The organism is Rhodococcus sp. 114MFTsu3.1 (assembly GCF_000383555.1).
GTDB classification, from domain to species: Bacteria; Actinomycetota; Actinomycetes; order Mycobacteriales; family Mycobacteriaceae; genus Rhodococcoides; species Rhodococcoides fascians_E.
In genome coordinates, this window is record NZ_KB911552.1 from 50,659 (window position 1) to 77,263 (window position 26,605).

The 26,605-nt window shown below is 66.8% G+C and carries 22 protein-coding genes; 9 read left to right on the forward strand and 13 right to left on the reverse strand.

Features of this window, described 5'->3' with window-relative positions; all coding sequences use genetic code 11:
- The first annotated feature begins 94 nt into the window (after positions 1 to 94).
- Positions 95 to 976, forward strand: a complete 882-nt coding sequence (locus H292_RS0116420; protein WP_020112086.1) for a hypothetical protein — start codon at positions 95 to 97, stop codon at positions 974 to 976.
- Between the two features lie 72 nt (positions 977 to 1,048).
- The gene (locus tag H292_RS0116425) at positions 1,049 to 2,365 is read left to right on the forward strand and encodes an ABC1 kinase family protein (RefSeq protein ID WP_019666054.1); all 1,317 of its coding nucleotides are present in this window, start codon (positions 1,049 to 1,051) and stop codon (positions 2,363 to 2,365) included.
- Between the two features lie 75 nt (positions 2,366 to 2,440).
- On the opposite strand, the gene H292_RS0116430 is transcribed toward H292_RS0116425, so the two are convergent.
- The 3 genes from H292_RS0116430 to H292_RS0116440 form a co-directional block, all read right to left on the reverse strand.
- The gene (locus H292_RS0116430; protein ID WP_170947480.1) at positions 2,441 to 2,704 is read right to left on the reverse strand and encodes a WhiB family transcriptional regulator; all 264 of its coding nucleotides are present in this window, start codon (positions 2,702 to 2,704) and stop codon (positions 2,441 to 2,443) included.
- A 277-nt stretch (positions 2,705 to 2,981) separates the two neighbouring features.
- On the reverse strand, positions 2,982 to 3,287 hold the full coding sequence (locus H292_RS0116435) for a hypothetical protein (RefSeq protein WP_230594153.1): 306 nt from the start codon (positions 3,285 to 3,287) through the stop codon (positions 2,982 to 2,984).
- A gap of 130 nt (positions 3,288 to 3,417) precedes the next feature.
- The gene (locus tag H292_RS0116440) at positions 3,418 to 5,544 is read right to left on the reverse strand and encodes an ATP-dependent DNA helicase UvrD2 (protein ID WP_020112087.1); all 2,127 of its coding nucleotides are present in this window, start codon (positions 5,542 to 5,544) and stop codon (positions 3,418 to 3,420) included.
- Between the two features lie 109 nt (positions 5,545 to 5,653).
- Between H292_RS0116440 and H292_RS0116445 the strand changes: the two genes are divergently transcribed.
- A complete protein-coding gene (locus tag H292_RS0116445; protein WP_026347939.1) occupies positions 5,654 to 5,926 on the forward strand; it encodes a mycoredoxin in 273 nt (90 codons plus the stop codon).
- A 43-nt stretch (positions 5,927 to 5,969) separates the two neighbouring features.
- On the opposite strand, the gene nudC is transcribed toward H292_RS0116445, so the two are convergent.
- Positions 5,970 to 6,875, reverse strand: coding sequence for an NAD(+) diphosphatase (gene nudC / locus H292_RS0116450; RefSeq protein ID WP_027498871.1), 906 nt, complete (start codon positions 6,873 to 6,875; stop codon positions 5,970 to 5,972).
- A 64-nt stretch (positions 6,876 to 6,939) separates the two neighbouring features.
- Positions 6,940 to 8,007: a potassium channel family protein gene (locus tag H292_RS0116455; protein ID WP_026347941.1), complete on the reverse strand. Its 1,068-nt coding sequence runs from the start codon at positions 8,005 to 8,007 to the stop codon at positions 6,940 to 6,942.
- Between the two features lie 148 nt (positions 8,008 to 8,155).
- On the opposite strand from H292_RS0116455, the gene H292_RS0116460 reads away from it, so the two are divergent.
- Entirely contained in the window at positions 8,156 to 8,539 is a 384-nt protein-coding gene (locus H292_RS0116460) for a DoxX family protein (protein WP_020112090.1), read from the forward strand.
- 3 nt (positions 8,540 to 8,542) lie between these two features.
- Here the strand turns inward: H292_RS0116460 and H292_RS0116465 are convergent, their stop codons facing one another.
- The 5 genes from H292_RS0116465 to H292_RS0116485 all read right to left on the reverse strand — a co-directional run bounded on the left by H292_RS0116465 (position 8,543) and on the right by H292_RS0116485 (position 20,074).
- Positions 8,543 to 12,109: an ATP-dependent helicase gene (locus tag H292_RS0116465; RefSeq protein ID WP_051127766.1), complete on the reverse strand. Its 3,567-nt coding sequence runs from the start codon at positions 12,107 to 12,109 to the stop codon at positions 8,543 to 8,545.
- On the reverse strand, positions 12,106 to 15,468 hold the full coding sequence (locus H292_RS0116470) for an ATP-dependent helicase (protein ID WP_020112092.1): 3,363 nt from the start codon (positions 15,466 to 15,468) through the stop codon (positions 12,106 to 12,108). Before H292_RS0116470 ends, H292_RS0116465 begins: the two co-directional genes overlap by 4 nt.
- 66 nt (positions 15,469 to 15,534) lie before the next feature.
- Positions 15,535 to 16,515: an ABC transporter substrate-binding protein gene (locus tag H292_RS0116475; protein ID WP_020112093.1), complete on the reverse strand. Its 981-nt coding sequence runs from the start codon at positions 16,513 to 16,515 to the stop codon at positions 15,535 to 15,537.
- Positions 16,512 to 18,347: an ABC transporter ATP-binding protein gene (locus H292_RS0116480; protein WP_020112094.1), complete on the reverse strand. Its 1,836-nt coding sequence runs from the start codon at positions 18,345 to 18,347 to the stop codon at positions 16,512 to 16,514. Before H292_RS0116480 ends, H292_RS0116475 begins: the two co-directional genes overlap by 4 nt.
- Positions 18,344 to 20,074 carry an ABC transporter ATP-binding protein gene (locus H292_RS0116485; RefSeq protein WP_230594152.1) on the reverse strand — a complete coding sequence of 577 codons (1,731 nt, stop codon included), beginning with the start codon at positions 20,072 to 20,074 and terminating at the stop codon, positions 18,344 to 18,346. The genes H292_RS0116480 and H292_RS0116485 overlap by 4 nt, the downstream gene beginning before the upstream one ends.
- 113 nt (positions 20,075 to 20,187) lie before the next feature.
- Here H292_RS0116485 and H292_RS0116490 point away from each other — a divergent pair, with 113 nt between their 5' ends.
- Genes H292_RS0116490 through H292_RS0116510 form a run of 5 tightly spaced genes read left to right on the forward strand, consistent with a single transcriptional unit; the run spans position 20,188 to position 24,161 of the window.
- Complete coding sequence (locus H292_RS0116490) at positions 20,188 to 20,874, forward strand: TetR/AcrR family transcriptional regulator C-terminal domain-containing protein (protein ID WP_019666067.1); 687 nt, start codon at positions 20,188 to 20,190, stop codon at positions 20,872 to 20,874.
- A gap of 7 nt (positions 20,875 to 20,881) precedes the next feature.
- Complete coding sequence (locus tag H292_RS0116495; RefSeq protein ID WP_020112096.1) at positions 20,882 to 21,658, forward strand: alpha/beta fold hydrolase; 777 nt, start codon at positions 20,882 to 20,884, stop codon at positions 21,656 to 21,658.
- Positions 21,659 to 21,964 (forward strand): MGMT family protein, encoded by a 306-nt coding sequence (locus tag H292_RS0116500; protein ID WP_019666069.1) that lies wholly within the window; start codon positions 21,659 to 21,661, stop codon positions 21,962 to 21,964. It begins immediately after the preceding gene.
- An 11-nt stretch (positions 21,965 to 21,975) separates the two neighbouring features.
- The gene (locus H292_RS0116505) at positions 21,976 to 22,410 is read left to right on the forward strand and encodes a PaaI family thioesterase (RefSeq protein WP_019666070.1); all 435 of its coding nucleotides are present in this window, start codon (positions 21,976 to 21,978) and stop codon (positions 22,408 to 22,410) included.
- Positions 22,407 to 24,161, forward strand: coding sequence for an NTP transferase domain-containing protein (locus H292_RS0116510; RefSeq protein ID WP_020112097.1), 1,755 nt, complete (start codon positions 22,407 to 22,409; stop codon positions 24,159 to 24,161). Before H292_RS0116505 ends, H292_RS0116510 begins: the two co-directional genes overlap by 4 nt.
- 1 nt (position 24,162) lies before the next feature.
- On the opposite strand, the gene H292_RS0116515 is transcribed toward H292_RS0116510, so the two are convergent.
- The 3 genes from H292_RS0116515 to nirD are packed head-to-tail and all read right to left on the reverse strand — an operon-like array spanning position 24,163 to position 26,544.
- Entirely contained in the window at positions 24,163 to 24,900 is a 738-nt protein-coding gene (locus H292_RS0116515) for a sirohydrochlorin chelatase (RefSeq protein ID WP_080733952.1), read from the reverse strand.
- Position 24,901: 1 nt separating this feature from the next.
- Positions 24,902 to 26,155, reverse strand: coding sequence for a uroporphyrinogen-III synthase (locus H292_RS0116520; protein ID WP_020112099.1), 1,254 nt, complete (start codon positions 26,153 to 26,155; stop codon positions 24,902 to 24,904).
- Positions 26,152 to 26,544, reverse strand: a complete 393-nt coding sequence (gene nirD / locus H292_RS0116525; protein WP_019666074.1) for a nitrite reductase small subunit NirD — start codon at positions 26,542 to 26,544, stop codon at positions 26,152 to 26,154. Before nirD ends, H292_RS0116520 begins: the two co-directional genes overlap by 4 nt.
- Between the last annotated feature and the right edge of the window lie 61 nt (positions 26,545 to 26,605).

Consider the following 26,605-nt stretch of genomic DNA (forward strand, 5'->3'; position numbering starts at 1 on the left):
TTGTCTCGATCGCGCTGGTGAGGCGTCCGACGGCCTGTGGATAACCCGTCCTCGACGCCGTCGACGGGGATGCGTCGTGTGCAACTCTGCGTCCATGTCCGCCCAGGAATCACCCCACTCTGCCCAGCCGGTTCCGATGCTGCGGCGGCCCAGGCTCGACGTACCGGTGTTCTCGCAACGAGACGGCACGATCCGACTCGGGTGGAATCCGGATCGGTCGTTCGTCGTCACGCCTCCGCCGGGTGTCGAGTACGACGTCCTCGTCGATCTACTGCGTCGGCTCGACGGAGTTCATTCGAGAGCCCACACGATCTGGTACGCGGGCACCGTCGGGATGTCCGCCAATGCGATGTCCACACTGCTGGCCGAGCTCGTCGAGGCAGAACTGTTGGTCGAAGGGCGTTCGCGGCCTCACGTTCCCGAGGGAACGACGCAGACCGTGGTACACGTCGTCGGACGCGGGCCGCTGGCCGACGCTGTCGTCGCGGTCCTCCCGACGTCGTCCTCGATCACGGTCCGGCGTTCCTCGTCGGGGGCGGGCAAAGTCGCGGGCTCCGCCATCACGGCCGGCGATGTCGCGGTACTCACGGACGACCTGGCCCCTGATCCACATCTCGTGACCGAGCTGGTTCGCGCCAGAACACCGCACGTGCAGGTTCGGTTGCGCGACGGCACGGGCGTGGTCGGTCCGTTCGTCATTCCGGGGACGACGAGTTGTCTCCGGTGCGCCGACCTGACCAGAGGCGGCCTCGACCCACAGTGGCCGCACATCTCCGCGCAGCTCCTCGGCAGCGTCGGGCATGCGGACAAACCCACCGTCCTGGCAGCCGCGGCGGTCGTTCTCGGACAGATACACCAGTTCGTCCGCGACCGTCGACCGTCGTTGATCGACACGACCGTCGAGATCGACCTCGGCTCGCACGTCATCGAACGGCGTCGGTGGACTCGTCATCCGCACTGCGATTGTGCCGTGTGACGAACGACGCGAACACAGGCGCTGTGGCCTGCAGTCTCGGCAGAATGTCGTCCCGTCCGACATGATGGAGGCGTGCCAGACATTCCACGCCGGGGTTCGGCCCGGACAGCCAAACTCGCGCGCATCCCGATCGGTATCGCCGGTCGGGCTGCAGTCGGTTTCGGAAAGAAGTTGGCCGGGGGGAACCGCCAGGAGATCGACTCCGATCTTGCCGCCAAAGCTGCCGAGCAGTTGTTCTCGGTACTGGGCGAGCTCAAGGGCGGTGCAATGAAATTCGGGCAAGCGTTGTCCGTGATGGAAGCCGCCGTGCCGGAGGAGTTCGCCGAACCGTACCGCGAGGCTCTCACCAAGCTGCAGGCAGACGCTCCGCCGCTTCCCGCCGCGAAGGTGCACCGGGTACTGGACAGGCAGCTGGGCACCGCCTGGCGGTCACGGTTCGCTTCGTTCGACGACACCCCGATCGCGTCGGCGAGCATCGGGCAGGTGCACCGTGCAGTATGGTCCGACGGCCGAGACGTCGCTGTGAAGGTGCAGTATCCGGGTGCAGACGACGCGCTCCGTGCCGACCTGAAGACGATGTCGCGGTTTGCCAACACCTTCAGTGCGATCTTCACCGGGGCCGACGTCAAACCAGTCCTCGACGAGTTGATCGCCCGTACGGAGGACGAACTGGACTATCGGATCGAGGCGGCGAGCCAACGTGTGTTCGCGTCGACGTTCGACGGTGACAGCCGGTTCGCTGTGCCCCGCGTGGTGGCGAGTGCACCCAAGGTGCTGGTCACCGAATGGATGAGCGGTACTTCGTTGTCGTCGATCATCGCCGACGGTTCCGTGGAGCAGCGCAATGCCGCGGGTGAGCTTCTGGTGCTTTTCGCGTTCGCTGCGCCCGCACTCGCGGGCCTGCTGCACGCCGATCCGCACCCCGGCAACTTCATGATGCTGCCCGACGGGCGTCTCGGTGTGATCGACTTCGGGGCCACCGCACCGATGCCCGACGGCCTCCCGCCGGTGTTGGGCCGGATGGTCAGGCTGGCGCGGGAAGAAAAGTTCGACGAACTGGTCGAACTGTGTACGGCCAGTGGTTTCGTGATTCCAGGTAGAACGGTGACGGCGAGGGAGATTGCCGATTACCTACGTCCGTTCACCGATCCGATCAGGACCGACTCTTTTCACTTCACCAGGTCGTGGCTGCAGAAAGCTGCTGGTACGGCAACGGAATTCGACAGTGCGCAGTTCAAGACCGCGCGGGCGCTCAACATGCCTGCCGAGCAGGTCATGATCTTCAGGGTGCTGGGCGGACTCGTGGGCATCTGCGCGCAATTGGATGCCTACGCGCCGTACATGGCCATCCTGACGGAGTGGATGCCTGGGTTCTCGGACGAGACCTGATCGGTCTCGTCCGAGAACGGGGCGGATACGCCCGTGGTGTGCAATGGATACGGCGAACACCGGATCGCATCCAGGTCACGCGACCTGCTGCTTCCGCGGCCGTCCACGCGGGCGCTTGCGGGCGATGACGACTCCCTGATCGAGAATCTCACCTCCCCATACTCCCCATGGCTCGGCACGGTCGAGTGCGGCACTCAAACACGTGCGCCGAATGGGACATTCGGCGCACAGCGCCTTTGCTCGCTCCAATTCTCCCGGTGTCTCGGCGAACCAGAGATCCGGATCGGCCACACGGCACGGCACTTCGTCGCCGAGGGTGCCGGCATTCTGGGTGTCCAACGAGGAGGTCTCGCTGGCCGGGGTCGCCTGGTCGCCGAGGTGCGTGGCCGAGTATCGCTCGGTTGCAGCATGTTCGGATCGTTCGTATCGGCATGTCGTCCGGATCGTGGCGGTTGACACGTCGGTCTCCTCTACTTTTCGTGCGGCGTGTTTACGGTTGTTCGGTATCTGAGCGAACCGGTCGGGCCGAGAAGTTCGAATTCGAGGGGACTCATCGAACGAAAAAGGCCACGGTCCGCGTATGCGGGTCCGTGGCCTGTAAGGCAAGTCGAAAGCTCTACCGAGATTTCTCTCGATATCGACTTTCGACCACGGACACCACTGCCGTACGGCGACGGCGGGCTGCGGGGGACGCCTTGGCGGCGAACCACTGGGCGGCAGAAGCTTCGGCCGCTGCAGCGGCTGGAACGACTGCTGCTGGTGCGCAGGCTGCGTCGGCCGCGAGCTGATGCGCTCCGGCGACGCGCACTGCCGCGCCCGTCGACGCGGAAGAGAAGTGAGCGGAGTTACCGAGGACGTGCATCAGCCGTGCGTCGGTCGCGGGTGCGACAGCGCTCGTGACGATCGAATTGAAAATCTTCATGTTCTCCACCTCCTACTTCCGAATCGATATGCGGACAATGTCTGTGGCACGCGGTCTCCCGCGAGCGGTGAAAACAGACTAAACCTGTTGGTCGAAACTGCACAAGTTATTTTCTACCTGCGGCTTTACATCAGTTGGTCGATGATTCCCGCACGACGGTCAGGACGTCCTCACCGAAACGTTCCAACTTCTTCGCGCCGATCCCGGGAATGGCCACGAGACCGCGGTCGTCCTGTGGTTGCTGCTCCGCGATGGCCGTGAGCGTCGTATCGCTGAAGACAACGTAGGCAGGCACTTTCAGCTCCCGCGATTTGTCCAACCTCCATGCCTTCAACGCATCGAGCAGAGCAACATCGACGTCCGTCGGGTGACTTTCGCAGCGACCGAGCATGGTCGCCGCCGTTCCGATCAACGGTTTGCCGCACAACCTGCACTTGGGTCCGGACTTCTTGGTCGTCGGAGTGGCGATGCGTGATGCGGGTGAATCCTCGGGAATCAACCCGTTGAGAAAACGCGACCGACGCCTGGATTTGCGACCGCCCTCGTTGCGCGCGAGCGCCCAGGACAGATGCAGATGCTCGCGCGCACGAGTGACGCCGACGTACAGCAGCCGCCGTTCCTCTTCGATCGCGGCGTCGTTGTTGGCACTCGGGTCGCTGCCGAGCGCATGCGAAATGGGCAGCGTGCCGTCGGCGAGTCCGACGATGAAGACAGCGTCCCACTCGAGACCCTTCGCTGCATGCAGCGACGCCAACGTCACACCCTGGACGACCGGTGGATGCCGCGCCTCGGCGCGGGCCGCCAGTTCACCGAGCAGACGATCCAGATCCAGCGCCGGATCCTGCGCCAACAATTCTTCGGTGACCTGTACCAGCCCGCCGAGCGACGCCCACTTCTCCCGCGCCTGCGCACCCGTCGGCTCCGTCGACGTCAAACCGAGCGGCGCCAGTACAGCTCGCACCAGCGACGGCAGGCCGTCGCCGTACTTGGACTCGTCCGGCAGATCGTCCCTACCGGCGGCGCTGCGAAGCGCCGAAATACCCTGCCGCACTTCAGGTCTGTTGAAGAACCCTTCGCCGCCACGGACCTGGTACGGAATCTGCAACTCCGTCAGAGCCTGCTCGTGCGCCTCCGATTGCGCGTTGATGCGGTAGAGCACCGCGATCTCCGCGGGCGCGACACCCTTGCCGATCAACCTCTTGATCGCCCGAGCGACACCGTCGGCCTCGGCCGGCTCGTCGTCGTACTCGAAGAACTCCGGTTCTGGGCCTGCCGGGCGTTGCCCGATCAACTGCAGCCGGGTCCCGGCGATCCGCCCGCGCGCTGCACCGATCACCCGGTTGGCGAGCGACACCACCTCGGGAGTCGATCGGTAGTCACGCTCGAGACGCACGACGGTGGCGTCGGGAAAGCGTCGCGAGAAATCCAGTAGGTATCGCGGGGTCGCGCCGGTGAACGAGTAGATCGTCTGATTCGCATCACCGACGACCGTCAGGTCGTCACGCTCACCGAGCCAGGCATCGAGCACACGCTGCTGCAGAGGCGTCACGTCCTGATACTCGTCCACCACGAAGCAGCGGTACCGCTCACGGAACTCGTCGGCGACGGCAGAATGCTCCTCGAGCGCAGCAGCGGTGTGCAGCAGCAGGTCGTCGAAATCCAGCAGCATTCCGTCGCCGCCGTGCGACTTCAAATCCTCGTACCCGGCGTAGACCGAGGCGACCTTCGCAGCATCCATCGGCACCTCCCGGCGCAGCCGCGCGGCCACTGCCGGGTAGTCCTCGGGTGCGATCAACGAGCCCTTCGCCCATTCGATCTCACCGGCCAGATCGCGCACGGAGTCCGTCGACGTGGACACTCCGGCGCGGTGCGCCGACTGGCTCACCAGGGCGAACTTCCGATCCAGAAGCTGCCAGCCCGTGTCCCCGACCACCTGAGGCCAGAAGTACTTCAGCTGCCTCAGCGCAGCAGCGTGGAACGTGCGGGCCTGCACGGACGGGCCCTCACCACCGACACCCAGTTCTCTCAACCGGCCGCGCATCTCCCCCGCGGCCCTCGCCGTGAAGGTCACTGCGAGGACTTGCCCGGCCGACACGTGACCGGCGTCGACGAGGTGTGCGATGCGCCTCGTGATGGTCCTCGTCTTGCCGGTACCGGCACCGGCGAGAACGCAGACGGGGCCTCGTGGGGCCGACACCGCGGCCGACTGTTCGGGATCCAACCCGGCGGTCATCGAATCCACAGACATGGTCTCCATCTTGTCAGGGGGTGCCGACACACCCGTCATCCCGTCTGCCGCCTCGGACTCCGCCGGTGCTCACTCGACCGACGGAACAACACATTCGGCATCGGTGTTGAATCGTCTCGTGACTACCACCGAGAACTCAGCACCCGAGTCCCCCGCGGCACTGACCGTCTACTCCACGACGTGGTGCGGTTACTGCAGGCGTCTGAAGACCCAGCTCGACGAAGCCGGCATCGCGTACGCCGAGATCGACATCGAGGAAGATCCGAAGTCCGCCGAGTTCGTCGGCAGCGTCAACGGCGGCAACCACGTCGTCCCGACCGTTCTGTACGCCGACGGCTCGACCGCGACCAACCCGTCACTCGCCGCCGTCAAGAGCGCACTCGGACTCTGATGCCACGCGTGGCGGGTCGGACGCGGTAACGACGCTGCGCAACCTAACCGGCGGAGCCCGCCCACGCTTCGAGCATGCCCCGGGCGATCGAGATCGAGCCCGGCAACAGAAGCCGTGAGTCGGAGTCGGCGGCCCAGTCGCCGACTTCGAGAGCCGCTCGGACCTCGCTGCGGTCGAACCAGTGCGCCTCGGCGATCTCACCGTCCACGAAGTTCAGCGGAACCTCGGGATCGGCGACGGCGGAGAACCCGATCATCACCGACCGCGGAAACGGCCACGGCTGACTGCCGAGGTACGTGATGTCGGAGACGGTGATGCCGACTTCCTCGCGGATCTCCCGTAGGACGCAGGTCTCGAGCGATTCGCCCGCTTCGACGAAGCCCGCGAGGACCGAGAATCGACGCTCCGGCCACGCCGGAGCCCGGGCCAGGAGGACCTTGTCCGCTCCGTCGTGCACGAGGCAGATGACCGCGGGGTCCGTGCGGGGAAACTCCTCGTGGCCGTTGGACGTGCTGACACGCGACCACCCGGCCGCCGACGGAGTCGTCGCTGCGCCGTCGAGCGCACTGAAGCTTGCACTCGCATGCCAGTTCAGGATCGCGAGCGCGCTCGTCAGGATCGACAGCTGGGTCGCGTCCAGACGCTCACCGATGGTCCGAAGGTCCCCCAGCTCGCCGGTCAGAGCCCCGACGCGCTGCGCCCACAGATGACGTCCGTCGTCGATGCCGAGAAACACGGCGTCCAGCGCGGGTTCCGAACCGAGGTCCGTCGCATCGACGTACACCAGAGAATCGCCCTCGACCCGGAGCCTTCCTCGGTGATCGACCTGCAGTACCTTCGCCGTCGGCCAGCCGCTGCGCAGCGCGTCGGTGTTCTTTCGAAGTTCCTCGGCTCGATCGAGTGGCGAGCGGGACAACAACGGTGGAGAAGCGAGTTCGAATCGTGGCACCACTGAACCCTACTGCGCCCGCTCGGACGCTCGTCCGACCGCGTGGACTGGATCGTCCGCGCGTTCACTCCCCTACGCGGCGGATGTAGAGGAGACGATCCGATGCCTCGACGGCGTCGACCTCGGGCGATCCGACGCGGTACAGCTTGCCTCCGCGTACGACGCCCAACACGATGTCGGTGAGGTGCCGCGGCGACCCGCCCACCTCGTCGCGCTCGACTTCGCGCTCGGCGACAGCGAATCCTGCCTCCGGCGTCAGGAGATCCTCGATCATCTCCACCACGCTCGGCGTCGAGGTAGCGATGCCGAGCAGACGTCCTGCGGTCTCCGAGGACACCACCACCGAGTCCGCACCCGACTGCCGAACCAGGTGAGTGTTCTCGGCCTCTCGTACCGACGCGACGATCTTGGCCTTCGGCGCGATCTCGCGCGCGGTGAGCGTCACCAGCACCGCGGTGTCGTCGCGGTTGGTGGCGACGATGATCGCTGCGGCGTGCTGTGCGCCGGTCAATCGCAACACGTCCGACTTGGTTGCGGAACCGTGCACCGTGACCAACCCCATGTTGGACGCGGAATCGAGGACCGTCTGGTCCGTGTCCACGACGACGATCTCCGACGCGGGAACACCGTCCCCGAGCATGGCGTCGACCGCGGTGCGGCCCTTCGTTCCGAAACCGATGACCACGGTGTGATTGCGCACGCTGCGCCTCCATCGCTGAATTTTGAATGCCTGCCGGGAACGCTCCGTGAGAACCGCGAGCGTCGTGCCGACCAACAAGATGAGGAAGAAGATTCGAAGTGGTGTGATCACCAGAATGTTGACGAGGCGGGCCGACGGCGCGATCGGGGTGATGTCGCCGTATCCGGTCGTGGACAACGAGACCGTCGCGTAGTAGAGCGCATCGAGGAAGGACAGTTCGTTGTCCTGAGCGTCCCGATACCCGTCGCGGTCCAGGTACACGATCACCGCGGCCAGCAGCAAGGCCGCGAGCGCGATGAGGATGCGCCGATAGATCGCGCGCCACGGGCTGCTCTGCAACTCCGGGACCCGCAGAACACCCACCAACGCGAAGTCCGGCTTGTCGGTCAGCGTGTCGCCCGCACTCAAGCGGGCACGCAATCTACCAGCCACGTTTCCTTCTCTGCTCTCGTCGCATCTGCACTCGTCGCAGCCCGTTCGTTCACCGCAACGGTCCGGCTGGCAGCCTAACCCCAATCCGCGATTTCGCTCGTGCCGACGCGTCGACCACTGTCGTCGCAGCTTGTGGCACGGTGTAGCCATGACACAGCGCACGAGTCACGCCGCGGCCGCACGACTCGCCGTTCTTCTGGGCGGCGCGGGGGTCCTCCACTTCGTCACCCCCCAGTTCTTCGACATGCAGGTACCCCGCGCTCTTCCGGGCAAGGCGCGCACGTACACGCAGGTGTCGGGAATCGCCGAGCTCGCCGTGGCCGGTGCAGTGGCCGTTCCGGCGACACGGCGCCTCGGTGGCGGGCTCGCTGCAGCGCTCTTCGTCGCGGTGTTTCCCGCGAACATCGACATGGCGCGCAGGTTCGTGAGCAACCCCAAGACCTCCCCCGTCGTCAAAGCCGCTGTGCTGGCCCGTCTTCCGCTCCAGATTCCACTGGTGACCGAAGCCCTGAAGGTACGACGACTGTCCTGACGCTCACGATCTCTCGCCGAACTCGATGTCCCGGGTGCCGTCGATGAGGGTCGCGAGTTGCCCGGCGTCGGGCAGGTCGTTCGGAGCGATGGTCCGGCCGCTGCGCACGTAATGGAACGCTGCACGCACACTATCCAGAGGAACGGGCTCCGCAGTCGACGCGGACATCAGTTCGGCCCACGCGATGCGATACGCAGCGAGCTGCATGACCACCGACTTCTCCTCGGCGACAGTCGGCTCCTGACCCGTCTTCCAGTCGATGACGGTCCATCCACCGTCCGAATCGGCGAACACCGCATCGATCCGGCCCCGAAGTACCGTCCCGGCAACGGACGTCTCGAACGGGACCTCGACCTCGATCGGACTACGAAGCGACCAGTCGGAGTCGAGGAAGGCCTGCTGCAACGTCTCGAGATCGACATCGGCGGAGGCACCCGTGTCCGCCGAACCCGGTAGCTCGTCGAGATCCAACAACCTCGTCGCCCCGAAGCGTCGCTCGATCCAGGCGTGGAACGCTGTGCCTCGACGCGCCAGAGGGTTGGGAGGAAACGGCAACGGTCGACGAAGTCGCGACGCCAACGCGTCGGGATCTGCGGCTAGATCGACGAGCTGACTCACCGAGAGGTTCTGCGGCAACTCCACATCCACCCTGGTGTGCATACGCTCCTCTCGTTCGGCGAGCAGAGCATCGACGTCGGCAGCCCAGTTCTCCGGATCGGATTCGTCGTCGTGCCCGGAAGGCTGCGACGTGTCCACGCTCAGGACCGCCCTCACTCCACGCTCCACGGCGTCGCGGCGCAGCCCCAGCGGATCTCGCGGCCACAGGGCAGAATGAGGCTGGGCCGCAAGCGGATTCTCCGATCCGTCCTCGGGCGCGGCGTCCCAATGATCGACGACGCCGACAGGGCGGCCGCGATCGGAGCCGTCGTCGAGGACGGCCCGCACCTCACTGAGGAAGTCGGACGGTCCGCGCGGTTTGCTGCTCGTCTCGTCCCAGTGGTGACCCGAGACGAACAGGACCCGTTCCGTCCTGGTGAGCGCTACGTAGAACAGGCGGCGGTCCTCGGCCAACCGGCGACGTGCCAGCGCGTCCTTGTGCCGGTCGATGGCGTCGGCGAGGTCCTTACGGTTGTGCACGTCGTCGAGTTCCAGAAGGGGGACTCCCTCGGACATCCGACCGCTGTCGTCGGCGACCGATCTGTCTCCGCGCAGTGTCGGCGGAAGCTCCGCCATCGCGCCGAGCCAGGTCGATGCAGCCGTCGACGACGGAAAAACACCCTTGGACACGTGAGGGACAGCGACGACCTCCCATTCGAGGCCCTTCGCCGAATGCACGGTGAGTACCTGCACTCGGTGCGGCGCCACCTCGATCTCCCCTGGTGCAAGTCCGTCCTCGACGGTCTCCGCGGCGGCGAGAAAGGCAAGGAAACCGGTGACCGTCGCGCTGGGATTGTCGGCGTAATCGGCCACCACAACCGCGAATTCGTCGAGGTGCTCGCGGCCGACCACTCCGACGGCGGACATCGGCGTACGAGCCTGGGCTTCGATTCCGATGCCCATCGACCGCTCGATGTCGGCCACGAGCTCCGTCAGAGGCTGACCGATTCGATCCCGTAGTGCATGCACCTCGGCGGCGAGCGCGGAAATCCTCGCGAATCCGCTCTCCGAATAGCGCTCCTCCGGACCGGGGTCGGCGATGGCGTCCGCCAATCCGGCGTCCTCCGAATGCTCACCCGGTAGCGAACTTTCGAGCGCGGCATCGAGCGCCGCCACATCGTCGACTCGGCCCGGTGTTCCGTGGCCGGAGCGAATTCCCAGTTCCCGCATACGCCGCGACAGAGCACGAAGGTCGGCGGCACCGATCTGCCAACGCGAACCGGTGAGGACACGCATGGCCGCACTTCCCGCCATCGGGTCCGCGACCAGTCGGAGCATCGCGATGACGTCGGCGACCTCCGGGACGTGCAGCAAGCCACCGAGTCCGACCACCTCGACCGGAAGACCCCGGGCGCGTAGTGCATCGGCTATCGGTTCGGCGTCGGCGTTCCTACGCACCAACACCGCCGCCGTCGGAGGCAACCGATCCTCGGCGAGCGCCGATCGATACTCCCCGGCGATGCTGTCCGCGACCCACTCGCGCTCGTCGAGCACCGTCGCCGACAACGCAATCCTCACGTCACCGGGCTCCACCCCCGGCCGCGGCCGAAGCGTCGGTACCGACACGCCAGTCTCCGGGTCGCTCCTGCCGGCTCCGCTCCCAGCCCCCGGGTCGCTCCTGCCGGCTCCGCTCCCAGCCCCCGGGTCGCTCCCGCCGGCTCCGCTCCCAGCCCCCGGGTCGCTCCCGCCGGCTCCGCTCCCAGCCCCCGGGTCGCTCCCGCCGGCTCCGCTCCCAGCCCCCTCACGGAGCGGCGTCGTGATTCGATTCGCGAGTTCGAGCGCTTCGGCAGGATTGCGCCAGCTGGTCAGTAGTTCGAGCCTGGGTGCGGGTGCGCCGCTCGACTGCGGGAAATCGGTTGCGAACCGCGGGAGGTTGGCCGCCGAGGCACCTCGCCATCCGTAGATCGACTGCATCGGATCACCGACCGCCGTCAATGCCAGAGTGGCATCGGATCCTCGACCGAACAACGAGGACAACAGGACTCGCTGTGCATGGCCCGTGTCCTGATACTCGTCGAGTAGCACCAGCCGGAACCTGCTCCGTTCGGACCTGCCCACGTCCTGGTGTTCGGCCGCGACCCGTGCCGCGAGCGACATCTGACTGCCGAAGTCGAGCGCACCCTCGCGACGCAGTGTCTCGGCGAGCCGCTCGACCAGTGGCAACAACGCAACACGTGCGTGCTGCGCATCGACGATGTCCAGCAGGGCCTTCGCCGGACCGCCTCGTTGCTTGGGACCGGGGCCGAGGGTGTGGACCAGTCGATCGAGCTCCAGGTGCGCGCCGCGGAGGGCGTCGGGCGCGACCAGATGCTCGGCGAGCTGACCCGACAGCGCAAGAACCGCCTCGGTGATCGACGTGGGGTTGCGTTCGGTGTCCAGGTCGCCGTCCCACGTGCTCACCACCCGATGCGCCAACTGCCACAGTTCGGTCTCCGACAGGAGTGTGGCCGAGGGCTCGATCGGGAGCAAGAGTCCGTGCTCGGTCAACAGCCGCCCCGCGTACGAGTGGTACGTACTCACTTCCGGCTCACCGCTCAGAATTCGTTCTCGCAGAGCGAGACTGGGATCGAGTTCTCGAACGATGTCGGAACCGGCGAGCCGCGCGAGGCGGGCCCGGATTCGCGAAGTGAGCTGCTGCGCGGCCTTTCGTGTGAACGTGAGGCCGAGCACGGCGTCGGGGTCGACGAATTCGTTGGCGACCATCCAGACGACGCGCGCAGCCATGGTCTCGGTCTTGCCCGCTCCCGCTCCTGCGACGACGAGCGTCGGCCCGAGCGGGGCCGAGATCACTGCCGCCTGTTCTGCTGTCGGCGGATGCTTCTGCCCCAGCGCCCGAGACAACTCGATCGGATCGATCCGTGCGTCGCGAACGGAACGTTCGAGCCGTGTGCCGGTTTTGGTGACCGTACTCAACTTTCGGTGACCTGCCTTCCGGTTTCCTGCGCCGGGCAACTGGACTTCACCGGGCAATGCCTGCACCCGTCGTTCACGAATGCCTCGAAATACGGGCCTTGCGTCGCCGACGCCGCGGCGTGAACCGTGTCGCGCCACTCGGCCAACTTCTCCGGCGTCGGCGCTTCCTGGATACGCTGCGTCGCACCGTCCTGTTTGTGGGGCTTGGCGACGAAGACCAACCGTGCTCCGCCCGGCTCGCCCGCCGGCTCTCCTTCGATGGCGCCGGCCGCGGCCGCCACCTGGTAGGTGGCCAACTGATTGTGAGAGCGCGCGTCCTCCTTGGACATGACCGTCTTGGCCGTCTTGACGTCGATGATCACCGGCCGACCGTCAGGGTCGTGCTCGAGCCTGTCGATTCGTCCACGGAGCGCTACGGACGGTTCGTCGTCGGTCCGCGCCGGGAGCACACCGTCGACTGCTACCTCCACCCCTGCTTCGGTGAGCTCACCTCGGGTTCCACTGAGCCATCTCTCGAAGGTGTCCAGCATCGCTCCGGTGCGATCCAACTCGTGACGCGAGAACCACTGCGAGCCGAGATCCACCGCATCCCAGGCTGTTTCGAGAGCACGCCGGACCTGCTCCGGAGGCATCTTTCCGGCAACCGCCTGAACGAGAGTGTGCACGAGAGTTCCCGTCACCGCGTGGGTGTTGGCGCCGTCGTTGCCGCCGTGGCGGTCCAGCATCCACCGGAGCGGGCATGTGGTGAGCTGCTCCACGGTGGACGGCGACAGCGGTACCGGGCCGTCACCGAGTGTCCACAGCGGAGCGTCGGTACTGGTACCCGCAACTCCGAACCACTCGCGTGGGTGTGCGCCCTTCACCCCAGCGTCGGCCAGCCTGGCCAGTTGCCGCGCGGCGCGGGCGTGCTTCTGCGGGTCGTGTTCGGCGACATCGGCGTCGCACACGACTCTGCGGAGCTCGGCGACCAACATGGGCAGAGCGAGTACTCGTGCCGCAGGCTGCGGCACCTCGGGAACCTGCTCCAGCTCGTCCGCATCCTCGTTACCTCGAAGTTCGTCGAGAAAGCGCGACCGAACCAGATCGGTGTCACCCGTCGAGGAGTCCACTGCAGTGACCAGCAGAGTCGACCGCGCTCGACTGCATGCGACCAGAAACAACCGTCTCTCGTCCGCGAGCAGAGGCGCCGTCTTGGACAACGTTCCGTCCGACGTCACGTCGTCGGCGACTCCGGACGCGAGATCGACGAGGGATTCCGTTCCCAACAAGCTGCCGCGAGCCCGGAGACCTGGCCACAAGCCCTCCTGCACACCGGCTACAGCCACGAGATTCCACTCCCGGCCCGCTGCCGAGTGTGCGCTCAGTACGGTCACGGCATCCTTGGGGACAGCACCTGCCATGCCATTCGACGTCGGAATCTGTTGTTGCGAAATGTATTCGACGAACCCGGCGAGCCGCGCCTGCGGCAGACGATCGACGTATGCGGCTGCGCTGTCGAACAGGGCGACGACGGCATCGAGATCACGGTCCGCCTGAGCACCGGCCGATCCTCCACGAGCCGACGCCGCCGACCACCGCCGCTCGAGCCCGGAGGCCTGCCACGCAGCCCACAGCACGTCCTCGACTCCACGTCCGCGGCGTGCGACGGCGTTGGCCTTGCGCACCACACCGAGCACGCGGCGCAGCGGAGCCGCCTCCACGTCGGACAACTGGGCCATCCACCGAGAACGGTCCGTCTCGGGGGCGGGGTCGCTACCGGAGTGCGATCGAACTCCGGTGATGGCCTGCCGCAGCAGCTCTGCCGAATCCCGCTCCCCTCCCGAGGCCAGCTCCACACGCCGGACACCGCGGCGGAGGCGTCGAAGTGCCACCGGATCCGCGCCGCCGACCGGACCCGACAGCAGAGCGAGCGCGTCCTCACCGTCGAAGGTCGGGTCCACCAGGGCGCGCACCACGAGCAGTAGACCGACGGCGCCGTGCTGACGATGCAGCGGAAGTTCCGACGCCGGCGTCAGGATCGGGACCCCCGCCGCCTGCAAGGCTCGGCGCAGCGGCGCGATGACGCGGGGAACGGACCGTACGACCACGGCCATCGCGGACCACGGCATGCCGTCGACGAGGTGCGCGCGCCGCATCGTGTCCGCGATCAGCGCCGCTTCCTTCGCGGCCGACGGCAGCACCTGCACGAGCGCTCGGGCGTCGCCGTACTGCGCGGACGCCACTGCCTCCGGGGCGCGGTGCCGACCGATGCCGGGTAGACGCCCGCTGATCCTCGCGGTGACAGCAGCGACTGCGGGTGCGCTGCGGAAATTTCGGTCGAGCATCACGTGTCGCTCGGACCCGGCGTCGGCGAGGTCGGCCAGAAAGGACGGGTCGGCGCCGCGGAAGGTGAACACCGATTGATCCGGGTCTCCGGCGATCACCGTCGATTCCGTGCGGCTACCGATCAACCGAACCAGCTGTGCGGCTTGCGGATCCAGATGCTGCGCATCGTCGACGACGAGGTGTCTGATGCGGGCGCGCTCGGAATGAAGAAGATCGGGGTCGGTGGCGAACGCCATCAGTGCACTGCCGATGAGTTCGGCAGCGTCCAGCCCGGGTGCCGACGCGCCTGCCGCCTCGACTCCGACGGCTCCGCGCAGCAGCATCGCTTGCTCGTACCGCGCGGCGAACTTTCCGACGGCCATCCACTCCGGACGCGCGTGCTTACGACCCAGTTTCACCAGATCCTCCGGACCGATCCCGCGTTCTGCCGAACGCAGCATGAGGTCGCGTACCGCGGTGACGAACCCCGCCATGCCGAGCGCGGGACGCAATCGGTCCGGCCAGTCCTGGGCTCCGTCCTCGAGGTCGCCGCGCAGCATCTCGCGGACGACGGCGTCCTGTTCGGCGCCGGTGAGCAGCCGAGGGGGCGGGTTGCCGTGAATGGCCGCCTGCAGGCGCAGCACAGCGAAGGCGTAGGAATGTACCGTTCGTACCAGGGGCTCCCGTGTTGCGCGCACGGCGTGCTCACCGGCGAACAATCCCCCGGTGATCTGCTGACGCATCGCGGTGGCCGCGCGCTTCGACTGAGTCAGCACGAGGACCGCTTCCGGGTCACCGGCGACGATCCGCGACACCGCATAGTCCGCGACCAGGGAGGACTTACCAGTACCCGGACCTCCGATCACCTGCCACGGCTGCCAGGCGGGTGCGCCGTCCACCGCGGCGGACACGGCGTCGGTCCTCCCGGCGAGCATGTGCGCCGCAGAACCCGTCCACGTCCGGGGCGGTACGGCGACCTTCGGTGCCCGCACGAGGGTGGCCGCAGCGGCGTGCCTACCCCCGTGGTGGGTACCGCTCCGACTGTCCGAACTCATTGCTCGATTGGATCATGGGCCACCGACATGTCGTCCCCGCCCCGAAGTGCTCGCCGGGACCCGCGGTCACCTCGAGGCGGCGACGAAGTCGTCGTAGCGGCTCTGCGCCGTCGCCTCGCTTCCGACGTCGCCGACGTTCCCGTCGATCAGGGCGCGGAGATCGCGCACCAACCAGTACACGGCGAACGGGTGACCCGCGAACCACATGTCACCGTTGACCTCGACGGCTCGGTCCCCTGTTGCCTCGGCGAAACCCGGTGTCCGCCGGACATTCTCCGCCGAGTAGACCCCCTCGTCGAACACGGCCACGATATCGGCGTTCTGGCTCGGCAGCACTTCGGGCGACAGGGCCGTCCACGGGCCTCCCGTTCCGCCGGTCGACGGGTCTGCTTGCATCGGTGGTGCACTGATACCCACCTCGGCAGCGAGAATCGACGACGGAGCCGTGGGAGCCGCGACGGCCAGGATGTCGGAGCTGTTCATCAGAACCGACAGCGACACCGGATGGGCAGCCACATCACTGCGCAGAGCGTCGATGTCGGAATCCAGAACCGATTCGAGGCGCGCCGCGTCGTCGTCACGGTCGAACACGCCGGCCGTGAACGCCAGCGACTCCCGCCATGGCGTCGCGTACGGCATCGGGACTGTCGGGACGGTCTCGGAGATCGCGCGGTACAGGGTGTCGTCGCCGTAGTCACTCGAGACCACGAGGTCCGGATTCTGCGCAAGCACGTCCTCGGTGGGAGGCGCGCCCGTCGGGGGTACCTCGATGACCTCCGAACCCGCCTGCGCACTCAGCCGATCGCCGATGGGGGAACCGAACCCGGTGAACACGACGGCAGGCACCACCCCCACGGCCAGCAAACTCATCGCCGCGTACTCGTCGGTCGCGACGATGCGCTGCGGATGCACGGGCACTTCGGTGGTCCCGTAGGAGTGGTCGACAGTTCGCGTCGACTCCTGGCCGGAGATGTCGGTGGTCGACGAACACCCTGCGACGAACAGAGTTCCGATCACCGCGGCGGTGAGTGCGGCAAAGACCTTCACCCGTTGTTCTCCTGCTCGATCCCGAGCTTCTGCTGTGTCACTGTCACTTCCTCGTTCCGTGGTTTCTCGTTCTGTGATTTCTTGTTGTTCAGGGTCCATCCGGCCGCATCGGTGCGATCGCGGAAGAAGCTGGAGTACAAGCCGTCTCGTCCGATGAGCTCGTCGTGTGTGCCGATGTCCTCTACCGTTCCATCACCGAGTACCACGATTCGGTCTGCACCGCGGACGGTCTCGAGCCGGTGCGCGATGACGATGACAGTCCGTCCCGTCGACAGTTCTCGGATCGCTGCGCCCACGGCTGCCTCGTTCTCCGCGTCGAGCGCGGCCGTTGCTTCGTCCAGGAGGACGATGGGCGCGTTTCTCACCAGCGCACGGGCTATGGACACGCGCTGCCGCTGACCGCCGGAGAGCAACGCGCCGCCTTCGCCTACTCGTGTGTTCCATCCTTCCGGCAATTCGGCGACGACCGAATCGAGCCGAGCCGCGCGGGCCGCAGCGTGGATCTCCGCGTCGGATGCGGTCGGGTTGCCCAGGCGCACGTTCTCGAGGATCGTGGCGTCGAACAGATACACGTTCTGGAACACCATTGCGATCATGCTCGCAAGCGACGACGACGCCATGTCTCGCACGTCGACACCGCCGATACGGACGGCGCCGTCGTCGGTGTCCCAGAACCGCGCAACCAGCCGGGTGAGCGTCGATTTTCCGGAACCGGACGGGCCGACCAGCGCCGTCACCGTGCCTGGTTCGCAGCGAAAGCTGACCTCACGCAACACTGGGCGCTCGTCGTATCCGAATGTGACGCTGTCGAATTCGACCGAAACGCCAACCGCAGAACCCGCGGAGTCACCGACAGAGACCGGACTCGGCTCCTTCGGATAGGCAGGCTCGGGAAGTGGCTCGGCGTCGAGGACGGCCGTGACACTGTCGAGGGCAGTGTCGGCGAGCCTCAGACCCGATGCGTACGCGCCGAGCAGCGACAGCGGTTCGACGAACCTCACGGCAAGAAGCATGACGACGACCGCGTCGGCGGTCTGCAGCTCGCCGCCGAGCGCAAGGTAGGTCGTCACGACGAGCACGAGCACCAAGGTGAGTCCCACTGTTGCGACGAACCTCGCGAGAGGAGCGTTCTGCCGGTCCAGACTTGCCCGAGTCGACACCCTCGAGGCGTCGATGGTCCGGTTCAGCTCGTCCCAGCCGTCGGTGAGCCTTCCCGACGCTCGCAGCACCGGTTGCAGGCGTGCGAACTCGAGAACACGCTCGGAGACCTCGGTGTGGATGCGCTCCTCGCGATCGTGTTCGGGGCCGACGATGGTCTTGATGCGACGGAAGAAGAAGTACAGCAACGGTATCGGGAGGATCATCACGGCCGCGACCCGCCAGTCGACGAATGCGGTGACGATCACCACGGTGGCAGGCGTCGTGACCGCCACGGTCAGTTGCTGCAGGAACACCGACGGCACGCTCATCAAGTTCTGCAGAGACGTGGACATGATCGCCGAGACCTGCCCGGCACGCGGACCGGTGAACCATCCGAGCGGCAGAGTGGTCACGTGCGCTCCGATCTTTCTCATCAGCGCATCGGTCATCGCGTCGATACCGACGTAGAACCCCACGTTGGATGTCACGATCAGTGCCGCCCCCGACGCCGCGGCACCGACAGCGGCGATCACGATCCACCCGACCGGGACCTTCCCGTCGAACAGGGATCGGAGAATCGGTACGAGGGCGCCGAACACCAGCCCCTGGGTGACACCGACGATCGAGTATCCGACGACCAGGCCACGCAGCCCGCTCGGCCTGTCCAGCAACGCATCCGTGCGGCCGATCATCGTGCGCCTGCTGCAACACGCATCTGGCGGTAGCGCCCGCCGAGAGCGTCGAGCTCGTCGTGCGTGCCTTGTTCCACTACACGTCCGCCTTCCAGTACGACGATCGAATCCGCGTCGCGAATCGTCTCGAGTCGATGAGCGATCACCAGCACGGTCCGTCCGGCGACCAGGGTCGACAATGCGCGTTGAATTCTGGCTTCGCTGTGAGGATCGGCATGTGCGGTCGCCTCGTCGAGAACCAGGATCTTCGCGTCCTGCAACACAGCTCGGGCGATCGTGATGCGTTGCAGCTCACCGCCGGACAGCCCGGACCCGCTCGAGCCGAGAACGGTGTCGTAGCCGTCGGGCAGTTCGGTGATGCGGTCGTGGATGTAGGCCGCACGTGCGGCAGCCTCGACGGCATCGTCACCGGCCTCCGGACGGGCAAGCCGAATGTTCTCGCGCACCGTGTCGCGGAGCACCTGCGCGTCCTGGAAGACGACAGCGACGTCGGACAGGAGTTGTGCCTGATCGATGTCCCGGACATCGACACCCCCGATCCGGACGGCTCCGCCGGACACGTCCCAGAACCTCGGGACCAGCCGCGCCACGGTGGTTTTCCCCGACCCCGACGGACCGACGAGCGCGGTGACGGTACCTGGTTCCATCACCAGGTTCACTGCGCGGAGTGCCACGTGCGCGTCGGGGCCGTCCCCGTACGCGAACACCACGTCGCTGAATTCCACCGAGGACCCGACGGGTGACGCCGGGTGTTCGGACGGCGGCAGCGGCGGTGTGGCCAGGACTGTCCCGACGTGAGCCGCGGCGACACTCGCGCTGCTGATCGACCCTGCGATCTGAGTCAGGTTCATGAACGGCCCCGGCAGACCCACTCCCACCGCGAGGAACGGCAACAGATCCACCGGCTCGAGCGAGTCCGAGGCGACGAGCACCGATCCGGTGGCGAGAATCCACACGATCAGGACAGCGGGCGAATACAGCACCGTGAGCACGGTCACCGGGCCACCGGTGCCCTTCATCCACGTCCGGCAGATGTCGGTCAACCGATCGACCGATGACGTGAAACGCGAGAACACCTCTGTTCCGCGTCCGTACGCTTTGACGACCTCGATACCGTCGACCAGTTCCACGGTGGATCGGGCGGCGTCGGCAAGTGCAGTGTTGTAGGCGCCCATGTACTTCCGAAATGTCGTGCGCATGGGCGGGCTGACCAGAATGAACGCGATCACGACGAATCCGACGACGAGAGCAGCCATTCGCCAGTCGACGAGAAACAGGTAGATCGACGCGACGACGGGGGTGACGACGGTTCCCGCGAGCTCGGCGACCGAGTGAGCGACGATGACGTGCATACGCTTGACGTCGTCGGAGACTGCCTTGTCCACCTCGGACGACCCGGCGTCGCCGAACCAGCCGAGCGGTGCAGCGGCGAGTACCTCGACGATGGATCGACGGGTGATGGCCCGAAAATCCGCGTCGGCGTAGTGACACAGCACCGTGGCGACGCCGTAGAGGAGGATTCGAGCTACCGCACCACCGATGCCGACGAGGGTCCACCACCACACGGCGTCGGGGTCTGCGCCGAGCAGTGACCTGCCGGCCTCGGCGACTGCAACGAAGGGCACCACTGCGGCTGCGCCGGAGAGTGCGGCCAGTACGGCGCCCGCGACCAATCGACCGCGGACCGGCCGCAGAAAATCGAGAAGCGAAACAGAGGGGGGATTCATGCGCACCCGTCTACTATTGGATCACTGATCTAATTCTGAAGGGAAAGGTACCAGTGCCGGGAACGGAACGTAAAGGCTCTCGTTCGCAGAACAAACGCACCTATCGAACCGGGATGACAGCGGAGCTGATCGTCGGCGAAGCGGTGGCTCTGACGCGAGTCCACGGCCTCGACGGCTGGACGAGCAGGCAGCTGGCGACAGCGCTGGACACGTCACTGTCGGTGATCGCCCACCACGCGGGAGACAGGGCCGCGCTGTGCGCGGCTGTCGTCGACCGTGTCTCGTCGTCCGTATCCGTTCCACCGGAGGAACTTTCGTGGCGGCCGTGGCTCACCGAGCTCCTGCTTAACGTGCGTCACGCCTTCGCGCGACATCCTGGAGTGGCGCAGTGGAGCCTGTTGCACGGGCCGGTGACCCCGGCGATCGCACCGATACTGGAGGCTGCGGTGTCGAAGCTGATCGATGCCGGATTCGGCGACGCTGCGGCGCCCGCGTACACGGTCGCGTTCACGATGTGCGTCTCGCACGTGGCACTGGCGGACGCCCGGATGATGTCCGGTCCCGATCATCGTGCGATGCTCGGCAACCTGCCGCCCGCGGACGAACGAGGTCGCGGACTGGGCGCGGTGGCCGACATGATGGAACGTTTCGCGGCGGACAACGGTGCCGAGGAGCACTTCAGGTACGCACTGGACTGCGTTCTCGACGGCATCGAAGCTCACCGTGCTCGCCTGCACCGCGCCGTCCGCAGCTCGAGTGAAGCCGTCGAAGCGAGCAGCAGAATACCGGGTACGGCATAGTTGAGCCGTGCCGAAGTTGAACTCTTACACGTACGGTCCCGCCGACGGACCCGAAGTTCTCGCTGTTCACGGAATGACGGGACACGGCGCACGCTGGGCGCACCTGGCCCACCAGCATCTCGCCGATGTTCGCGTGCTGGCTCCCGATCTCGTCGGCCACGGCCGGTCTCCGTGGACGCCGCCGTGGGACATCGACGTTCAGGTCGACGGCTTGAGCGAGCTGCTCGACGCGCATGCTCGGGGCCCGGTGGTGGTCGTCGGTCACTCCTACGGTGGTGCGCTTGCCGTACACCTCGCGAAGTCCCGTCCCGAGAAGGTGCGCGGGTTGCTGTTGCTCGATCCGGCGATCGAGCTGGACCCGTCCGACCTCCTCGAAGTGGCTGGGCTCACGGCCAAGTTCCCCGATTACACCGACGCCGAGGAAGCCAAGTCGGAGAAACTGAACGGCGCGTGGGCCGACGTCGATCCGGCTTTGCTCGATCAGGAGGTGGAGGACCACCTCGTCGACGCCGACGAGGGGCGTGTCGCCTGGCGGATCTCGACCCCGGCGATCGTCTCGTCGTGGGGTGAACTCGCCCGGCCGCTCGTGGTTCCTCCTGCCGATGTGCCGACGATTCTGGTGCAGGCGATGCGCGTGCAACCTCCGTACGTCGGAGACAAGTTCAAGGCCGCGTTGTCCGATCGACTCGGGGACAACCTGACCGTCGTCGAGTTCGACTGCGACCACATGGTGGCTCAGGCCAAGCCCGCAGAGGTCGCCGAGCTGGTGCGTCGACTCCTGTAGATGGCAGCGATCACCGACGAGCAGGTCGAACGGGTCCGCGAACTCGTCGCGTCGATTCCTGCTGGACGCGTCAGTACCTACGGGGACATCGCTGCCGCAGCGGGCCTGTCGAGTCCGCGCATCGTGGCGTGGATCATGCGCACCGACTCTGCGGACCTGCCGTGGCATCGGGTGCTGCCGGTGAGCGGCAGACCGGCAGCTCACCTCGCGACTCGTCAGTTGGAGAACCTGCGGAGCGAAGGCGTCCTCGCCGTCGACGGGCGGGTGCGCCTGGGGGAAATTCGATTCGCGTTCGGCGCCGACTAACCTCGGAAAGCATGAACCTCGGACCGTTCGATCCTCGCCCGACTGCCAAGTACGCACTCGGTAAGGCGAGCCCGTTCGTCGCGGCAGCCGGACTGGTCGTCGACGAGGTCTCCGGAACTCGGGTGGTCGGCCACATCGAGCTGTCGGAGGACCATCACACTCCGTGGGGCGTCGTGCACGGTGGGGTCTACACCGCGGCAGTCGAATCCGCTGCGAGCATCGGCGCGAGCGAAGCGGTGAAGGATCGAGGCGAGTTCGCCGTCGGTGTGCACAACGGTACCGATTTCCTTCGCGCCAGTAAGGGCGGCAGAGTGGACGTCGTCGCAGAGCCGCTGCAGCAAGGCCGAATTCAGCAACTGTGGCTGGTCACGATCACCGCCACGGACAGCGGAAAGGCCATTGCCCGGGGGCAGGTTCGGCTGCAGAACGTGCCGCTCCCGACATGAGCATCAGCGGTGTCGACGCGGTCATCCTTGCGGGAGGCGCCGCACGCAGGATGCACGGCGTCGACAAACCAGGCCTGACCGTCGGCCGAATCAGCATGCTGCAGAGAATGATCGACGCGGCCGCGGTAGCAGACACCGTCGTCGTCGTCGGACCGCATCGACCGGAGTTGGCGCCGCACATCGTGCAAACCCGCGAGAATCCCGCCGGGTCCGGGCCGGTCGCGGCGATCGCAGCGGGGTTGGACGCCCTCCGCGATCGCAGCGTCGGTACCGGTGTCGCGAACGCACTTCTGATACTGGCCGCGGATCTCCCGTTCGTCGACGCCGCGGCGATCGATCGCCTTGTGGCGGAGTCGGACGCTGCTGCCGCCACCTTCGCGGCGGACGGCGACGGACGCACGCAGTACCTCTTCGGTGTCTGGAACACCGCAGCCCTCAGGCGCAGCATCGACGATCTCCCGGACACGCGGGATCTGCCGATGCGTGCGTTGATTCCGCAGGATCACCGCGTGATCCGCATCGACGGCGTCGACGACTGCGACACTCCCGAGCATCTGAGTCTGGCGCGGCGACACCTCGCCGAGTACTTGCCGGCTCGACCCGTACCGACCGTCGACGAGGCACGCGAGACGATCCGAAACAGGCTGCGCCCCATTCCGACCCGACGTACGGCCACCCGTGACGCTCTCGGTGCGACCTCGAGCGAGCCCGTGATCGCGTCGGCCCCTCTGCCGCCGGTCGACATCTCGGCGATGGACGGATACGCGGTGTGCGGGACGGGGCCGTGGACGATTCGCAGCGAGATCGCATTGGCAGGCACATCGGGCCACCGGCCGCTGGGGCGCGGGGAAGCCATGCGCATCGCCACCGGTGCCCTCGTTCCCGCGGGAGCGGACTCGGTGGTACGGGACGAAGACGTGCGAGTGTCCGGTGACGACTTGAATCGAGCCGAGGGTGCACCCGTGCGCGACGACACTCGGCGTGCGGGCGAGGATTGGATCGCCGGAACGGTACTCGCCCCGGCGGGAACCGACATCGGGGCCGCCCTCGTGTCCGTCGCCCTCGGCGCCGAGATCGAGGACATCGCAGTACGCGGACCGGTCCGAGCACGAATAATTCTCAGCGGGAACGAGATTCGGGGACCCGGCGAGCTACAACCAGGGCAGACCCGCGACACCATCGGGCCGGTCTTGCCGAACTATCTCGCTGCGTGCGGCATCTCCACGACCGACTCGGAACACCTCGACGATTCGCCCACGGCGTTCGACGATCTCCTCGCCGACCCCACCGACGCCGATCTCGTCGTCGTCGTAGGTGCGACCGGAGGCGGAGCCGCCGATTCTCTGCGCAGCGCGCTCGTCGACGCGGACGCGGACGTCGTGGTGCACCGCACGCGCGTCCGTCCGGGCGGTTCGCAGATCACGGCGGTGCTACCGGACGGTACGGTGGTGCTCGGACTGCCCGGTAATCCGTTCGCGGCCGTCGCGACGGTCATGGTGACTGGACCCGCCGTCGTCGACGCTCTCACAGCGCGAACTCCCCGACCTCCGCTGCTGGGGTACGTGAGCGGGACCGACAAGGCGTCGACGACACGCATCGTGCCCGTTGTGCGGGACGGCACTGGCTGGCGCGTCTCCCCCGGCATCGGGACCGCCCATCTGCGCACTCTGATCGACAGCGACGCCGTGGCGTTGATCCCGCCGGAGCACGACCCCGACGTACCCGTCGAACTGGTGCTCCTGCCTCGGTGAACTACCGCACGGACCCGCGCGAGTAGTCGTTCGACCGCGCCGCAAGCTCGGCGGAGCCGCTACGGAATCGGTCGACGACGAGGTCCACGATGCCCTGATGCAGCCCGAGAGGATCGGCCACGCCGTCGCTCCCGGCGTCGGACAGTCGGTCGTGAAAGAGCCCTCGTGCCAACAGATACGACGCCACGAACACCCGCTGGTGGCCGTACGACCGTAGTGTCGCCACGGCGTCGGGAACGGTGGGGCTGGCGGTCGCGACATAGCCGATCCGGACCGGCACGTCGGTCAGTTCGGCCACCATCAGTGCAGCGCGGCGATGTTCGGCGAGGGCGCGCCGATCCGACGACCCGGCCGCAGCGAACACGATGGCATCACCCGGTCGCCAGCCCGCCGCGAGCAGTCGGTCCACCATCACTCGGGCGAACACACGGTCCGGTCCGAGTGCCGGCGTCACCGTCGTGCACGGATGCTCGCTCGCGGCGACCTCACGTGGAACATCGGTGTGCACGTGATACCCGGACGCCAGAAACGCCGGGACCACCACAGCGGGACCCTCCAGCTCGCGCAGCACCTCGGCAGGGGACGGCCCCAGCACGTCGACGAACGCCACCCGGGTCGGTCCGACCTCGGCGCCGACGGCCTCGGCCAGTGTCGCGATCATTTCGACGCCGCGTGGATTGCGAGTTCCATGGGCCACCAACACCAGCGAAGGTGTTGCGGCAGAGCGAATACCGTTCATGTCAGTACTTGCTTCCTTCCTGGTATGCAGCTACACCGACGCTCTCGGCAGCGACGCCGGTGTCGGATGGTGCATCGGGGAGTGTGTCGACCGGATCGATCGCGAGTCGATAGCCCCGCTTGACCACTGTCTGAATCACTTTCGGCGCACCGAGGGAGGATCTCAGTCTCGTCATGGCCGTCTCGACGGCATGGGTGTCGTCGCCGCCTCCCGGGAGAGCGCCGAGCAGATCGTCCCTGGACACGACGCGGCCCGGTGTGGCAGCCAACGTCTTCAGGATCGCCATGCCTGCCGGAGACACCGCCCGAACGACACCGTCGACGACGACGCATCGACTCCGCACACTCAGCGAGTGACCGCCTGCGCTCATCGGAGCGACACGCCTCGGTAGTTCCTCGGCGATGTGCCGCGCGAGCGATCCCAGCCGGGCCCGCGTCGGTTGCGTCGTCGGCACGTTCGATTGTTCCAACGGCGCCGCGGTGACCGGTCCGACGCACACGGCGAGAACGCGCGTCCGCAAAGAATGCAGCAACGCGTCCAGAACACCGTTCTCGTCCGCCCGCATCAACAGCGACACCACCGCCGGGGCGCTCGTGAAGCTGATCGCGTCGAGATCCCCCAGGACGACGGCCTCGATCATCCGGTCCATCGGTGAGCTGTCGTCGGGAGCCGTCCACCGGTACACCGGAACCGGCACGACCTCGGCGCCGGCATTGCGCAACGCCTCGCAGAAATCGGGCACCGGCTCCCATTCGGTCGTGGCACCGTGCAGCTGAACCGCGATCCGTGTGCCCTCGACACCCTCGGCGAGCAGGTGTTCGAGCACCTCCGCCGAGGATTCGGACGCCGGGCTCCACTCTTCTCGCAAGTCGGCGGCTCGAATGGCGCCCTTCGCCTTGGGCCCGCGAGCAAGAACTCTCGACGCCGCGAGGGCCTCGTTCAACGCTTCCGCTCGGCCCCACCCCTCCGCGGCCTCGATCCATCCTCGAAAACCGATACCCGTGGTGGCGACGGTTATCTCGGGAGGGTCGGCAATGATTTCCTCGGTGACGCGTTCCAACTCGGCGTCGTCGGCCAGCGGGATGATTCGGATCGCGGGTGCGTGCATGACCGTCGCACCTCGTCGTTGCAGCAGTGTCTCGAGCTCGTCGGCCCGGCGTGACGCGGTGATCCCGACGGCGAATCCGGCCAGAGGCTCCCCCGAGATCGGTGTCGCAGCGCACGACTCCGTTCCCGCCTCGGCTGCACTCGTCACGTCGATTCGCCCCGCACGTGGATGACGCCGCCGTCCGTCCTGGTCTCGAAGGAACCGAGGCCGACGCTCTCGTCGTCGAGGCACCGTCCGTCGACCAGCGAGAAAACCTGCTTGAGCAGCGGCGACGCGACGGTCGCCTCCCCGGCCCGATCGCCGACGAGTCCTCTGGACATGACGGCCGCACGACCGAACGGGTCGACGTTGCCGACGGCGTAGGTCTCGCCCGTCTCGAGCAGGAACAGGGCTACCTGTGTACCTCCGCGCAACAGCACGGCTACTCCCCTGCCGGGTACCAGGGAATCGACGGTGCACGCCGGTGTCCACTCACGAGCCGAATGAGTGCCGCCCGCGGCCGGTGTGGTGGTACTGAGCGAATCGATGACAGTCATGGTGTCGGACCTCCTGATGCAATTGCACTGTGCCGATGTTTCTTCGTCGTTAAGGGCCGAT